The 14,608-nt window shown below is 54.5% G+C and carries 6 protein-coding genes, 6 tRNA genes and 3 pseudogenes; 3 read left to right on the top strand and 12 right to left on the bottom strand.

Going from position 1 to position 14,608, the window contains the following annotated elements:
- Nucleotides 1-181: 181 nt before the first annotated feature.
- Nucleotides 182-1,657 (bottom strand): tRNA (N6-isopentenyl adenosine(37)-C2)-methylthiotransferase MiaB, encoded by a 1,476-nt coding sequence (gene miaB, locus O1V66_RS12355; protein ID WP_269127579.1) that lies wholly within the window; start codon nt 1,655-1,657, stop codon nt 182-184.
- A 173-nt stretch (nt 1,658-1,830) separates the two neighbouring features.
- Between miaB and ubiF the strand changes: the two genes are divergently transcribed.
- The gene (ubiF, locus tag O1V66_RS12350; RefSeq protein ID WP_045046166.1) at nt 1,831-3,030 is read left to right on the top strand and encodes a 3-demethoxyubiquinol 3-hydroxylase; all 1,200 of its coding nucleotides are present in this window, start codon (nt 1,831-1,833) and stop codon (nt 3,028-3,030) included.
- 156 nt (nt 3,031-3,186) lie between these two features.
- Here ubiF and O1V66_RS12345 read toward each other — a convergent pair.
- From O1V66_RS12345 to nagB, 11 genes and pseudogenes are all read right to left on the bottom strand, one after another.
- A tRNA-Gln gene (locus O1V66_RS12345) sits at nt 3,187-3,261 on the bottom strand.
- A gap of 65 nt (nt 3,262-3,326) precedes the next feature.
- A tRNA-Met gene (locus tag O1V66_RS12340) sits at nt 3,327-3,403 on the bottom strand.
- 81 nt (nt 3,404-3,484) lie between these two features.
- A tRNA-Gln gene (locus tag O1V66_RS12335) sits at nt 3,485-3,559 on the bottom strand.
- Between the two features lie 95 nt (nt 3,560-3,654).
- Nucleotides 3,655-3,729, bottom strand: a tRNA-Gln gene (locus O1V66_RS12330).
- A gap of 21 nt (nt 3,730-3,750) precedes the next feature.
- Nucleotides 3,751-3,835 (bottom strand) — tRNA-Leu (locus O1V66_RS12325).
- Nucleotides 3,836-3,849: 14 nt separating this feature from the next.
- Nucleotides 3,850-3,926 (bottom strand) — tRNA-Met (locus O1V66_RS12320).
- Between the two features lie 221 nt (nt 3,927-4,147).
- Nucleotides 4,148-5,822: pseudogene (gene asnB / locus O1V66_RS12315) on the bottom strand (asparagine synthase B).
- 257 nt (nt 5,823-6,079) lie between these two features.
- A pseudogene (locus tag O1V66_RS12310) lies at nt 6,080-6,831 on the bottom strand (HAD-IIA family hydrolase).
- Between the two features lie 45 nt (nt 6,832-6,876).
- Complete coding sequence (gene nagC / locus O1V66_RS12305; RefSeq protein ID WP_045046169.1) at nt 6,877-8,106, bottom strand: DNA-binding transcriptional regulator NagC; 1,230 nt, start codon at nt 8,104-8,106, stop codon at nt 6,877-6,879.
- A gap of 17 nt (nt 8,107-8,123) precedes the next feature.
- Nucleotides 8,124-9,263 carry an N-acetylglucosamine-6-phosphate deacetylase gene (gene nagA, locus O1V66_RS12300; RefSeq protein ID WP_045046170.1) on the bottom strand — a complete coding sequence of 380 codons (1,140 nt, stop codon included), beginning with the start codon at nt 9,261-9,263 and terminating at the stop codon, nt 8,124-8,126.
- Between the two features lie 212 nt (nt 9,264-9,475).
- A pseudogene (gene nagB / locus O1V66_RS12295) lies at nt 9,476-10,275 on the bottom strand (glucosamine-6-phosphate deaminase).
- Nucleotides 10,276-10,656: 381 nt separating this feature from the next.
- Between nagB and nagE the strand changes: the two are divergent.
- Nucleotides 10,657-12,699, top strand: a complete 2,043-nt coding sequence (gene nagE, locus O1V66_RS12290) for an N-acetylglucosamine-specific PTS transporter subunit IIBC (RefSeq protein ID WP_045046172.1) — start codon at nt 10,657-10,659, stop codon at nt 12,697-12,699.
- 159 nt (nt 12,700-12,858) lie between these two features.
- The gene (gene glnS / locus O1V66_RS12285; protein ID WP_045046173.1) at nt 12,859-14,529 is read left to right on the top strand and encodes a glutamine--tRNA ligase; all 1,671 of its coding nucleotides are present in this window, start codon (nt 12,859-12,861) and stop codon (nt 14,527-14,529) included.
- The last annotated feature ends 79 nt before the right edge of the window (nt 14,530-14,608 follow it).

The following is a 14,608-nucleotide window of genomic DNA, read 5'->3' as shown; positions in this document are numbered from 1 at the left end:
ATATTCCTTGCAGGTATGTGCCCCTGTAATAAATATGCGGCCTGTCTCGTAAATTTAAACCCTACTTGCCCTCTTTCACCGGAGAAGGGGAGGATTACGTGACCGCCTTGCCCTGGCGCAGGTCATTTTTTAAATCAAAAAGGCGCCGCAGCGCCTTTGAGAGAGGGGACGAAAGCGGTCGTTATGGCTGATAAAGCCCAACGCCGAGATCGTTTTCCTTGCGGGTGCGGGCAATGATTTGCTGCGGAGATTCCTGCAGGCGGAGATCCATCTGGGCTTCGGTGCGCACCACAATGCCGCGCAGCGAGTTGGTCAGGACATCGACAATCTCGACATCAACGAACTTGCCAATCATGTCGGGGGTGCCTTCAAAGTTCACCACGCGGTTGTTTTCGGTGCGGCCGGTCAACTCCATGATGTCCTTGCGCGAGGTGCCTTCAACCAGAATGCGCTGTACGGTGCCAATCATGCCGCGGCTGATGCGCATTGCCTGCTGTGTAATGCGGTCCTGCAAGCGGTACAGGCGCTGTTTTTTCTCGTCTTCGCCGACGTCGTCGACCATGTCTGCCGCCGGTGTGCCCGGACGCGCCGAATAAATAAAGCTGAAGCTGACATCCATGTTGACGTCGGCAATCAGTTTCATCGTCTGCTCGAAATCTTCTTCGGTTTCACCGGGGAAGCCAACGATAAAGTCGGAGCTAAAGGTAATGCCCGGACGCGCTTTGGCGATTTTACGCAGGGTCGATTTGTATTCCAGCGCCGTATGCGCCCGTTTCATCATGGTCAGTACGCGGTCGGATCCGCTCTGAATCGGCAAATGCAGGAAGCTCACCAGCTCCGGCGTATCTTTATAGACCTCGATGATGTCATCGGTGAATTCGATAGGGTGGCTGGTGGTGAAGCGAATACGGTCGATGCCGTCAATGCTGGCGACCAGACGCAGCAGCTCGGCAAAGGTGCAGATTTCGCCGTCGAAACCGGGCCCGCGGTAGGCATTTACGTTTTGACCCAGCAGATTCACCTCGCGAACGCCCTGTGCGGCAAGCTGCGCCACTTCAAACAGGACGTCATCGCTCGGGCGGCTCACCTCTTCGCCGCGCGTGTAGGGCACCACACAGAAGCTGCAATACTTGTTGCAGCCTTCCATGATGGACACAAAAGCGGTCGGGCCGTCGGCGCGCGGTTCAGGCAGGCGGTCGAATTTTTCGATTTCGGGGAAACTGACGTCAACGATAGGGCTCTTGCTGCCGCGCACGTGATTGATCATTTCCGGCAGGCGGTGCAGTGTCTGGGGACCAAACACGATATCGACATAGTGCGCGCGCTGGCGGATAAGCTTGCCTTCCTGCGACGCCACACAACCGCCGACGCCGATGATGATATCGGGGTTAGCGCGTTTGAGTAACTTCCAGCGACCAAGCTGGTGGAACACTTTCTCTTGCGCCTTTTCCCGAATGGAACAGGTATTGAGCAGCAGCACGTCGGCCTCTTCGGCATTTTCCGTCAGTTCGAAACCGTGTGTGCTGTTAAGCAAATCGGCCATTTTCGATGAATCGTACTCATTCATCTGACAGCCCCAGGTTTTAATATGCAGTTTTTTTTCATCGACATGCCATGACTCAAATAGCGTTAAACAAAATGCCCCTATAGTTAACATCAGGCGTTAACCTCGGGACAGAGCCCGCGAGGAGACGTATTGTAATCCCACATTAACTGAGTGGCTAGTGCGCAAGCGCCTGTTGCGCCTGATACCGATACAAAAATCCGGTACACTTCGCAAAATAGACTGAGTGTGTGCACCTCATTGAATAACGAACAACAACGAAAGTGATGGATACCGTCGTGGAAAATAGACAAAGCAGACCTTTTGAAGTGGTCGTAGTCGGCGGAGGCATGGTCGGTGCCGCGACTGCGCTCGGATTTGCCCGCCAGGGATTTGACGTGGCAGTGGTCGAAAACTCGGCCCCTGCGCCGTATTCCGCCGACGAGGCTATCGACCTGCGGATTTCCGCCATCGGCTGTGCCACAGTTCGCCTGCTCGAAAAACTCGACGTCTGGAAAAATGTCGCGCAGATGCGGCATACGCCTTATCGTCGCCTGGAAACCTGGGAACAGCCCGGTTCGGAAGTGCTGTTCGATGCGCAGTCGCTGGGGTTGCCGGAGCTGGGTTTCATGCTGGAAAACCGCGTATTGCAGCTGGCGCTGTGGCAGGAGATGCAGGGGGTCGACAACCTGACGCTGTTTTGCCCGGACAAACTGTCGCAGCTCAAAAAGCACGGCGATGACGGCTGGTCGCTGGAGCTTGCAGGCGGCGAACGCCTCGAGGCAAAACTGGTGGTGGCCGCCGACGGCGCAAATTCGCAGGTTCGCCAGCAGGCGGGAATTGGCATCGACGGCTGGCAGTATCGTCAACACTGCATGCTGGTCAATGTCGAGACAGAATTCAGAGACAGCGATGTGACCTGGCAGCAGTTTTTCCCGTCGGGTCCTCGCGCGTTTCTTCCGCTTTGGGACAATCATGCTTCGCTTGTGTGGTATGACAGCCCGCAGCGCATTCGCCAGTTGCAGACGCTGAACATGACGCAGTTGACGCAGGAGATCACGCAGGCGTTTCCTGCGCGGCTCGGCAAGGTTACGGCGCTGTCTTCGGGGTCCTTCCCGCTGGTACGCCGCCATGCGCAGCGCTATGTCTCGCCGGGACTGGTGCTGGTCGGGGATGCGGCTCATACCATTAATCCGCTGGCGGGACAGGGCGTGAATCTGGGGTATCGCGATGTCGAGGCGCTGCTTGACGTGGTAGCGCAGGCGCGCGAGAAAGGCGAAGACTGGAGCAGCGAACAGGTGCTGTTGCGTTATCAGCGCCGTCGTCGGGTGGACAATCTGATGATGCAAAGTGGCATGGACCTGTTCTACACCGCTTTCAGCAATAGCCTGCCGCCTGTCAGAATCATTCGCAATCTGGCGCTGATGGCCGCTCAACGTGCAGGCAAGCTGAAATCGAAAGCGCTGGAGTATGCATTGGGTCTGTAGTCTGACAATCTGGATAATCCGCAATGCACAGCGAGAGGCAGTAGGGCGCAGGCTTTACTGCCTTTTTTCAGGTTGTTTTCCGGGATGTGTCGGGAGGGAATCATTTCGCCGGAGGCAGAAAAGCAAAAAGCCCGCCGAAGCGAGCTTTTCTAAATGTGGCTGGGGTGCCAGGATTCGAACCTGGGTATGCTGGTATCAGAAACCAGAGCCTTACCGCTTGGCGACACCCCAAAAGTGTTTACTACGGGTAAATCTTAACGCACTGACATCTTAATTCAATAACCATGCAATTAAAATGGTGGCTACGACGGGATTCGAACCTGTGACCCCATCATTATGAGTGATGTGCTCTAACCAACTGAGCTACGTAGCCAATACTTAACTATATACATCGTTATTGCAAGCTGTTTTCGTTCTCATTATACAAAGAATTCAAACGCTTAATCATGTGAAGTGGCTGGGGTACCTGGATTCGAACCAGGGAATGCCGGTATCAAAAACCGGTGCCTTACCGCTTGGCGATACCCCACCTGCGTACTCAGCTGACCTAAAGGTCGGAGTAGACTCTTCTTACATGACTGACATTTTCACTGACACATCCTTCGACGCCATCAATGAAAAAAATGGCTGGGGTACCTGGATTCGAACCAGGGAATGCCGGTATCAAAAACCGGTGCCTTACCGCTTGGCGATACCCCATCCGTGCAAGCTGCGATGAAATGGTGCGGGAGGCGAGACTTGAACTCGCACACCTTGCGGCGCTAGAACCTAAATCTAGTGCGTCTACCAATTTCGCCACTCCCGCAAACAGAAAAAGAATGGTGGCTACGACGGGATTCGAACCTGTGACCCCATCATTATGAGTGATGTGCTCTAACCAACTGAGCTACGTAGCCGTCTTCTTTCTGCTCAACCTTCATCGGCGTTGCGGGGCGCATTATGCGTATATGACCGTTTTGCGTCAACAAGTTTTTTGCCAAAAAATTGCAGAAGGCGTGCGTTTGTCTGGGTTATAACCACTATGGCGATAAATTCTACAAAAGATAATATTTTCAAGTGATTTATGCATAAAAAAACGGGCCGAAAGCGGCCCGTGATTTGTGTAACGCGTCATTTATCAGGCAACTGGCGTATAGGCTGAAGCGTGGACGCCCACCGCACGACCGGACGGATCGTTCATGTTTTTGAAGGACTCGTCCCACTCGACGGCTTTCGCCGAGGAACAGGCGACAGTCGGGCCGCCAGGCACACATTCGGCCGCGCTCGGCACCGGGAACAGCTCTTCGAAAATCGTGCGGTACAAATACCCTTCCTTGGACGTCGGGGTGTTGTACGGGAAACGGAAATGCGCGGTTTCGAGCTGTTGGTCGGTCACCTGCTCCGCTGCCACTTCTTTCAGTGTGTCAATCCAGCTGTAGCCCACGCCGTCGGAGAACTGCTCTTTCTGACGCCACGCCACGCTGTGCGGCAGATAGGACTCGAAGCACTCGCGCAGAATGTGTTTTTCCATTTTGCCGTTACCGCACATTTTGTCTTTCGGGTTGATGCGCATTGCCACGTCGAGGAATTTTTTGTCCAGAACCGGAACACGCGCTTCAACGCCCCACGCCGACATCGCCTTGTTGGCGCGCGCGCAGTCATACATATGCAGTGCCAGCAGTTTACGCACGGTTTCTTCGTGGAATTCCTGCTCGTTAGGCGCTTTATGGAAGTACAGGTAACCGCCGAACACTTCATCGGCACCTTCGCCCGACAGCACCATCTTGATGCCCATCGCCTTGATCTTGCGAGACATCAGGTACATCGGCGTTGACGCGCGAATGGTGGTCACGTCGTAGGTTTCGATGTGATAGATAACGTCACGGATGGCGTCGAGGCCTTCCTGCACGGTGAAATGGATTTCATGGTGCACGGTGCCAAGATGGTCGGCAACCTGCTGCGCCGCCTTCAAGTCGGGAGACCCTTCCAGACCGACCGCAAAGGAGTGCAGCTGCGGCCACCAGGCTTCGCTCTGATCTTTGTCTTCAATACGACGACCGGCAAACTTCTTGGTAATTGCGGAGATAATGGAAGAATCCAGACCGCCGGACAGCAGCACGCCATAAGGCACGTCAGACATCAGGTGCGTTTTCACCGACTCTTCCAGCGCGTCTTTCAGCTCGGCCTTGTCAGTAACGTTGTCTTTGACGTTGTTGAAATCGAACCAGTCGCGCTGATAATACTCGACAATCTGACCGTCTTTGCTCCACAGATAGCTGCCCGCCGGGAACTCTTTGATGGAACGGCAGACCGGCACCAGAGATTTCATTTCGGACGCCACATACAGGTTGCCGTTTTCGTCATGGCCCATGTACAGCGGGATAATGCCCATATGGTCGCGGCCAATCAGGTAGGCGTCTTTTTCGGTGTCATAAAGGATAAAGGCAAACATGCCGTACAGTTCGTCGAGGAACGCCGGGCCTTTTTCCTGGTACAGCGCGAGGATCACTTCACAGTCGGATTCAGTCTGGAAAGTGTAGCGATCGCCCAGGGAAGCGCGCAGGGCCTGATGGTTGTAGATTTCGCCGTTAACCGCCAGAAACGTGAGTATGTGCTTCGTTGTACAGAGGCTGTGCGCCGTTGTTGACGTCGACAATCGACAGACGCTCATGACAAAGAATGGCTTTGTCGCTGGCAAAGACGCCAGACCAGTCCGGACCACGGTGACGCATCAAGCGTGACAGTTCCAGCGCCTTCTTGCGCAGCTCGACGGAGTCGGTCTTGATATCGAGCACACCAAATATAGAACACATATAACTCTCCCTAACGGCTTTTCTCAGGCGGTAATGTTGTTATTCATAACCAGGTTTGGTTGAGCAGCGCGGTCGAATTCCTGCTTTCAGGCCAACGGCGCCGCGTCTCTGATATTGAAAATGCGTAAAAGCGCGAACCTTTGCAAGCAATTTAGTGATTATCTGAAAAATAGTTGGTTGACCCTCTCCATTTCTTAGCGGATTGTCAGTTTTATAGGGTTAAAATTGAGGAATCCTCAAAAAAATGACCTTTGGCCCTAAATCACATCGATATCGGCGACGGAAGGATAAATCCACGTCGGGCGGAACGGCATATTTTCAACATCGTTCAACGTCGAGACGCCCGTCAGCACCAGAATGGTTTCGAGTCCGGCCTGAAAACCCGCCAGAATATCGGTGCGCAGATTGTCGCCCACAATCACGGTATCTTCCGAGTGCGCCTGCATCTTGTTTAACGCGGAGCGGATAATCCACGGGCTTGGCTTGCCGACCACAAAGGGTTTACGCCCGGTAATCTTCTCGATGGGCGCACAAAGCGCACCGCAGGCCGGCACAAAGCCGTGGCCGTGATAGTCGGGATTGGTGGCAATAAAACGGGCGCCATGTGCCACGAAGTAGGCAGCCTTATGCATCATGTCCCAGTTATAGGAGCGCGTCTCGCCGACGATGACAAAATCGGGATTGATATCAGTGATAGTAAAACCGGCGTTATACAGCTCGTGAATCAATGCACCTTCGCCGATCACATAGGCTTTTTTCCCTTCCTGACGTTTCAGAAAATCCGCCGTCGCCATTGCCGAGGTAAAGAAGGCGCTTTCGGGCACGTCCAGACCCGCCGAGGCGAAGCGGTTACTGAGATCCTGCGCAGTCTGGGAGGGGTAGTTGGTGAGAATGACCAGCGGCATTTTCTGTTCCTGCACGCGGGCCAGAAACAGGTCTGCGCCGGAACGGGCATGTTGTCATGCAGCAATACGCCGTCGATATCGCAAATTACATTTTTAATGGTCATAGGTTTCCGATCCATCCTTGAAGAGGCTAGGGCTGCAAAACAAAATTATTGCGCCGAGTTTTCCAGCAGACGTTGCAGCAGCACGCCGTTCAGCATGGCGCGTTTTACCAGCGCGAACGCGCCGATTGCCGAACGATGATTCAGCTCGGAGGTCACAATGGGCAGATTACGGCGAAAATCTTTCAGCACCTGCGCATTGATGCAGCTTTGCAGGGCAGGGAGCAGCACTTTGTCGGCTTCGGTGATTTCACCGGCAATCACGACTTTTTGCGGATTAAACAGGTTGATGGCAATGGCGATGCTTTTGCCAAGATGACGCCCTACGTAGTCAATCACTTCACAGGCAAGGCGATCGCCCTTGTTGGCGGCCTTGCAGATAGCGCCGATGGAGCAGTCATCGACCGTCAGCCTGCTCGGATAGCCCTGTGTCAGCAGGTTGCGCACCCGATTCTCGATTGCGGCGTTGGCAGCGATGGTTTCGAGACAGCCAAAGTTGCCGCAATGACAGCGCTCGCCCAGGGGATCCACCTGAATATGGCCGATTTCACCGACATTGCCGTTGCTGCCCAGAAAAATCTGCCCGTTCACCAGAATGCCTGCGCCCGTACCGCGGTGCAAACGAACCAAAATGGAGTCCTGACAGTCGCGAGTTGCACCGAAATAGTGCTCGGCAAGCGCCAGACTGCGGATATCGTGGCCGACAAAACAGGTGACGTTGAATTTTGTTTCAAGCACGTCGACCAGTCGCCAGTTGTGCACGCTGATGTGCGGCATGTAGCGCACGACGCCTTTCACCGGATCGACCAGACCGGGCAGGATCACCGAAATAGCGATAAGCTCGCGGATCTTGCGTTGATTAAGCTCGATAAACTGGGTGATGGCGAGTCCGAGGGCGTTTTCCAGCGTCTCCTGCGTGCGTTCGGGCAGAGGATAATGTTGCTCGCACAGCGCTTTGGCGCTGAGATCATACAGCGTGAGGGTGGCATCGTTGCGGCCAAGACGAACGGCAACGGTCTGAAAGGCGCGGGTTTCGGTCACAATGGAAATAGCGCGACGGCCGCCGGTCGAAGCCTGCTGATCAACTTCTTTAATCAGGCCGCGTTCCAGCAGCTGTCGCGAGATTTTGGTGACACTGGCGGGGGCAAGTTGACTGAGTTCGGCAATCTGGATCCGCGAGATGGGACCCTGCTGGTCAATCAGGCGATAAACGGCTGCGCCATTCAACTGCTTAACAAGATCAACGTTACCGATTTGTGCCTGCCCGCCTGTGTTCATCACTCTCTCTCTGCTGTTTATACCTCGTCGCCGTTGACGAGCGTTTTTGTTATTTTGAAGTCATGGGTAAACGCGGTCAGGTTAGCCACTTTTCCGACTTCGATGCTGCCGAGCGTCTTGTCGACACCGATGGCGCGAGCCGGATAGAGCGCCGCCATGCGTAACGCCTCGTCGAGAGGGATACCTGCGTGTTCGACGCTGTTCTGCACGGCTTCAATCATCGTCAGCGCAGACCCGCTGAGCGTGCCGTTTTCGTCAACACAAAGACCATCACGATAGTATATTGTTTTACCGGCAAAAATGAACTGATCAATGTCGGCACCGGCCGGGGCCGTTGCGTCAGTCACCAGCACCAGTTTATCGCCCTTGAGTTTCTTGGCGTTGCGAATGCTTGGCCATGCGACGTGCAGTCCATCGGCGATGATCCCCGCGTAGACTTCCGGCGTATCGAATATCGCGCCCATCAGGCCAGGCTGACGCCCTGAAATTGGCGGCATGGCATTGTAGAGATGGGTCGCAAACGTAATCCCTGCGGCGAAACCTTCGCGCGCCTGCTCATAGCTCGAGTTGGAGTGACCAGCGGAAACGACGATGCCCGCTTCGCTCAACTGGCGAATAAATGCCTCCTCGACCTGCTCTGGTGCCAGCGTCACTTTGGTAATGACATCGGCATTGGCACACAGATAATCGATCATCGCGGCATCGGGCTTGCGGATAAACGCCGGATTATGCGTGCCTTTTTTCTCGAGGCTCAGATAGGGACCTTCAAGATGCAGGCCCAGCGCCTGATGGCGATACTTTTTCAGGTAGTCGCGCATCACGGCAATGCCGTGCTTCATGAATTCGTCGCTGCTGGTAATCAGCGTCGGCAAATAGCTGGTACAGCCCGATTTCTCGTTGGCCGCCTGCATGATTTCCAGCGTCTCGACGGAAATGGCCTCGAGCGAATCGTTGAACTGCACGCCGCCACAGCCGTTGAGCTGGAGATCGATAAAGCCGGGGGCCAGAATCGCGCCGTCCAGACTGCGTGTCTCAATGCCTGCCGGCAGTTCTGCAAGCGGACACACGCGCTCGATAAGACCTTCGGCGATGACGACAGCGTAACCGTCCAAAATATCGTGACCCGTATAGATACGGCCCTTCACATAAGCAAACATCTCCCCCCTTTTTCCCTTTATCCGTGATGCGGTAACGGCGCTGGCTTGTCGCGCAACCTCGCAGTGACTGAGTGTCAATCCCTGCGAAGGTGCGTCGTTGCCGCAGGGTTACCGCGCCAGTGACACAGGAAAACTTTAATCGACTGAATTCAACAATTTACCCGATCACAGAGGCGTTAACACCGATGACACGGGGAAATCTTTAATTAATTTCAAAGACCTTGCATATTTTCCGCTTCGAGTTCGCGGAAGTATTTAACCGTTTTGACTTTTAATTCCATCGTGGAGGGCTCGTCACAAACCACCACCGCTTTTGCATGCAGTTGCAGGCAGCTGATGGTCCACATGTGATTGATATTGCCTTCCACGGCGGCTTCCAGCGCCTGCGCCTTCGCGTGGCCCGTGACCAGAATCATCACTTCTTCGGCATCAAGCAGGGTGCCTACGCCCACGGTCAGGGCAAATTTCGGCACCTGTGACACATCGTTGTCAAAGAACCGCGAGTTGGCGATGCGGGTGTCATGCGTCAACGTCTTGATGCGCGTGCGCGAGGCAAGCGAAGAGGCCGGTTCGTTGAAGGCAATGTGCCCGTCGTTGCCCACGCCACCCATAAACAGGTTAATTTTGCCGTAAGACTTAATTTTCGCTTCGTATTGACGACATTCTTCATCGACGTCTGCGGCATTGCCGTTCAGAAGGTTGATATTTTCTTTTTGATATCAACATGATCGAAAAAGTTACGGTACATGAAGGTGTGGTAGCTCTCGGGATGTTCCTGCGGCAAGCCCACATATTCGTCCATGTTGAAGGTTACCACGTTTTCGAAGCTGACTTGGCCTGCTTTATGCATAGCTACCAGATGTTTATAGGCTTCCAGCGGTGTACCGCCGGTAGGCAGACCCAGAACGAAAGGGCGCTCGGCTGTAGGATTGAAAGCGTTGATGCGTTGAACAATATGACGCGCCGCCCATTTACCGACTTCAACGGAAGTATTCAGGGGGATAAGTCTCATTACACACCTCTTGATTTTTAGTAAACGAATATACTGTATTTATTCTGCGCCAACGGCGTCAGACAAGGAATTTTGCTCGCGGCGATGGACGCTTTGACTTTACAGCCGGACCATTAACGTCGATGATCGGCAGCAGACCGCCTAGATTTTTTTAATGATAAAATAAGTTTTGGGTGATGACTAGCATTATGGCTTGTTAAGGCGCTTTTTTGGTGATAATAATCACAAATCAAGGGGTTTTAATTTGCGATACGAATTAATTTTTTTACACTGCGCAGTATGATTAAACGAAGCAGAGTTCGTACAGTTTCTACAACAGGCAGCAACACATTCTAATTAAACTGTTTTGGTGATTCGTCTTAGGGCGAATAGGGGGAAAAGTTGAGTATACTTAGCTACTTGCAGAAGATTGGCCGCGCCTTAATGGTGCCGGTTGCCACACTACCCGCAGCGGCAATATTGATGGGCGTGGGGTATTGGATAGATCCGGTGGGCTGGGGCGGCGATAACGCGCTGGCGGCCCTGTTTATCAAGTCAGGGTCGGCCATTATTGAAAATATGGCGGTACTGTTCGCGATTGGTGTCGCGTACGGCATGTCCAAAGACAAAGATGGCGCAGCCGCGCTGACCGGTTTCGTGGGCTTCCTGGTGCTGACCACGCTCTGTTCGCCGGCCGCCGTTTCAATGATCCAGAAAATCCCGCTGGCCGATGTGCCTGCGGCCTTTGGCAAAATCAATAACCAGTTTGTCGGTATTCTTGTCGGTATCATTTCTGCAGAGCTGTATAACCGCTTTAGCCACGTCGAACTGCCGAAGGCGCTCTCCTTCTTCAGCGGCCGTCGACTGGTGCCTATTCTGACCTCTTTCGTGATGATAGCCGTGGCCTTCGTCATGATGTATATCTGGCCGCTTATCTTCAACGGTCTGGTCAACTTTGGTGAACATATTCAACAGCTTGGCTCGGTCGGCGCGGGCATTTATGCCTTCTTCAACCGTCTGCTTATCCCGGTCGGCCTGCACCACGCGCTCAACTCCGTGTTCTGGTTTGACGTGGCGGGCATCAACGATATTCCAAACTTCCTGGGCGGTCAGGAATCCATCGCGTCGGGCAAGGGCATCGTCGGTATCACCGGCCGTTATCAGGCAGGCTTCTTCCCGATCATGATGTTTGGTCTTCCGGGAGCGGCGCTTGCCATCTATCACTGCGCGCGTCCGGAAAACCGCGCCAAGGTAGGCGGCATCATGCTGGCGGCGGCCTTTGCCTCCTTCTTTACCGGCATCACAGAACCGCTGGAATTCTCCTTTATGTTCGTCGCGCCGGTGCTGTATGTCATTCACGCGCTGCTGACCGGTGTGTCGGTCTTTATTGCGGCAAGCATGCACTGGATTGCCGGTTTCGGCTTCAGCGCAGGGCTGGTGGATATGGTGCTGTCCTCGCGTAACCCGCTCGCGACGCATTGGTACATGCTTATCCCGCAGGGTATCGTGTTCTTTGCTCTCTACTATGTGGTGTTCCGTTTCACCATCAAGAAATTCAATCTGCTGACGCCGGGTCGCGAGCTTGCGGTTGCCGGTGACGAATCGGACGGTTACGACGTCAACATCGAGCGCACGGGCGGCAGCAAGGCCGATGAAACCGCCGCGCTGGCTCGCCAGTATATCGGCGCGATTGGCGGTTCGGACAACCTGACAGGCATCGATGCCTGCATCACCCGTCTACGCCTCAACGTTAAAGACGCATCGCTTGTCAATGATTCGCTGGCCAAACGTCTGGGCGCTTCCGGCGTTATCCGCCTCAACAAGCAAAGTGTGCAGGTCATTGTCGGCACCCGTGCCGAAATCATTGCCGGTGCGATGCGCAATGTGCTGACCGGCGGCGCTGTTGCCGCGAGCTCCATGCCTGCCACCTCCGCACCTGCTGCCGACGTCAAGGTACAGGCCGTGCCCAATACGCCGAAGGCGGTTCTGGAAACTCTGATTTCACCTGTTACCGGCGACATTGTGGCGCTGGATCAAGTGCCTGACGAAGCCTTTGCCAGCGGTGCGGTCGGCGAAGGGCTGGCTATCCGTCCGACGGGCAAGACCGTGGTTTCGCCTGCAAACGGCGTGATTGTGAAAATCTTCAACACCAACCATGCGTTCTGCCTCGAAACCGACGCCGGTGCCGAAGTCGTCGTGCACATCGGTCTGGATACGGTGGCATTAAACGGTCAGGGCTTTACCCGTCTGGTCGAAGAGGGCACCACGGTGCGAGCAGGCGAACCCGTGCTCGAGCTGGATCTGGATTATCTCAACGCCAATGCGCGTTCGATGATAAGCCCGGTGGTGATAAGCAATATGGAAGACTTCTCGGGGCTTGCGCTGCTGGCCGGCGAGAAGGTGGTGGCGGGTGAAACGGCGTTGCTGGAAATCAAGGCCAAATAAACCGCGAAGCTTAAGAAAGTCTGACGGGAAGGGTGCAAACTCTTCCCGTTTTTCATTATAAAATTCAATTTTGGCACTTAAGGGTTGTTTCGGAGCGAAGCTTGTATGAACATATGCGGTTAGTCTTTCGAGCTTTCGTTCGCGTAGAGGAATTGAACAATGAGTGAGGCTGAAGCCCGCCCAACAAATTTTATCCGTCAGATTATCGATGAAGATCTGTCATCGGGAAAACACGCGTCTGTCGTGACCCGCTTTCCGCCTGAGCCAAATGGTTATCTGCACATTGGCCACGCAAAATCGATCTGCCTGAACTTTGGCATCGCACAAGACTACCAGGGTCAATGCAACCTGCGCTTTGACGACACTAACCCGGTAAAAGAAGACATCGAGTTCGTCGAGTCCATCAAGAAAGACGTGCAGTGGCTTGGCTTCGAGTGGAGCGGCGAGGTGCATTACTCCTCCGACTACTTCGACCAGCTGCACCACTACGCGGTAGAACTTATTCAGAAAGGCCTGGCCTACGTCGACGAACTGTCGCCGGATCAGATCCGCGAATACCGCGGCAACCTGACCGCGCCGGGTAAAAACAGCCCGTACCGCGACCGCACGGTCGAAGAGAACCTCGCGCTGTTCGAGAAAATGCGCAACGGTGAATTCGCCGAGGGCACGGCGTGCCTGCGCGCGAAAATCGACATGGCGTCGCCATTCTTCGTCATGCGCGATCCTGTGCTGTATCGCATCAAGTTTGCCGATCACCACCAGACCGGCACCAAGTGGTGCATCTACCCGATGTACGATTTCACCCACTGCATTTCCGATGCGCTGGAAGGAATTACCCACTCGCTGTGTACGCTGGAGTTCCAGGACAACCGTCGTCTGTATGACTGGGTGCTGGATAACATCACTATTCCATGTCATCCACGTCAGTACGAGTTCTCTCGTCTGAATCTCGAGTATGCCATCATGTCCAAGCGCAAGCTGAACCTGCTGGTGACCGAGAAGATTGTGGAAGGGTGGGACGACCCGCGCATGCCAACGGTTTCAGGCCTGCGCCGCCGGGGTTACACGGCAGCCTCCATTCGCGAATTCTGCCGTCGTATCGGCGTGACCAAGCAGGACAACAATGTCGAGATGGCCGCGCTGGAATCCTGCATCCGTGACGATCTCAACGAGAACGCGCCGCGTGCAATGGCGGTTATCAATCCGGTTAAAGTGATCATCGAAAACTTTAGCGGCGATGCCGTGCAGTACGTTTCCATGCCTAACCATCCGAGCAAGCCGGAGATGGGATCGCGTGACGTGCCGTTCACCGCTGAAATCTTTATCGATCAGGCCGATTTCCGCGAAGAAGCCAACAAGCAGTACAAACGTCTGGTGCTGGGCAAGGAAGTTCGCCTGCGCAACGCGTATGTCATCAAGGCCGAGCGTATCGAGAAAGATGCCGAAGGCAATGTGACGACCATCTTCTGCAGCTACGATGTCGAGACGCTTTCCAGGGATCCAGCCGATGGCCGCAAGGTAAAAGGCGTGATCCACTGGGTTTCCGCAACTGAAGGCAAGCCTGCCGAGTTCCGCCTGTATGATCGTCTTTTCAGCGTGGCAAACCCGGCACAGGCAGATGATTTCCTGACCACCATCAACCCTGAATCGCTGGTGATTGCCAACGGCTATGTCGAGCCAAGTCTGGCGGATGCAGAGGCGGGTGTCAGCAAGCAGTTCGAGCGCGAAGGCTATTTCTGCGCCGACAGCACGTATTCCCGTGCCGATCATCTGGTGTTTAACCGCACCGTAGGTCTGCGCGACAACTGGGAAAGCAAGCCGGTCGTGTAAAACGTCCACGTCTGGCGTCAAGAATGCAGCCCGAGGGCTGCATTTTTTTGGCTATTCCGGGCGGGGCGCAGGATGCAAG

The organism is Rouxiella chamberiensis (assembly GCF_026967475.1).
Classification (GTDB): Bacteria; Pseudomonadota; Gammaproteobacteria; order Enterobacterales; family Enterobacteriaceae; genus Rouxiella; species Rouxiella chamberiensis.
Note: the sequence above shows the minus strand (reverse complement) of the source record. Positions and strands in the feature narration are given on the sequence as shown.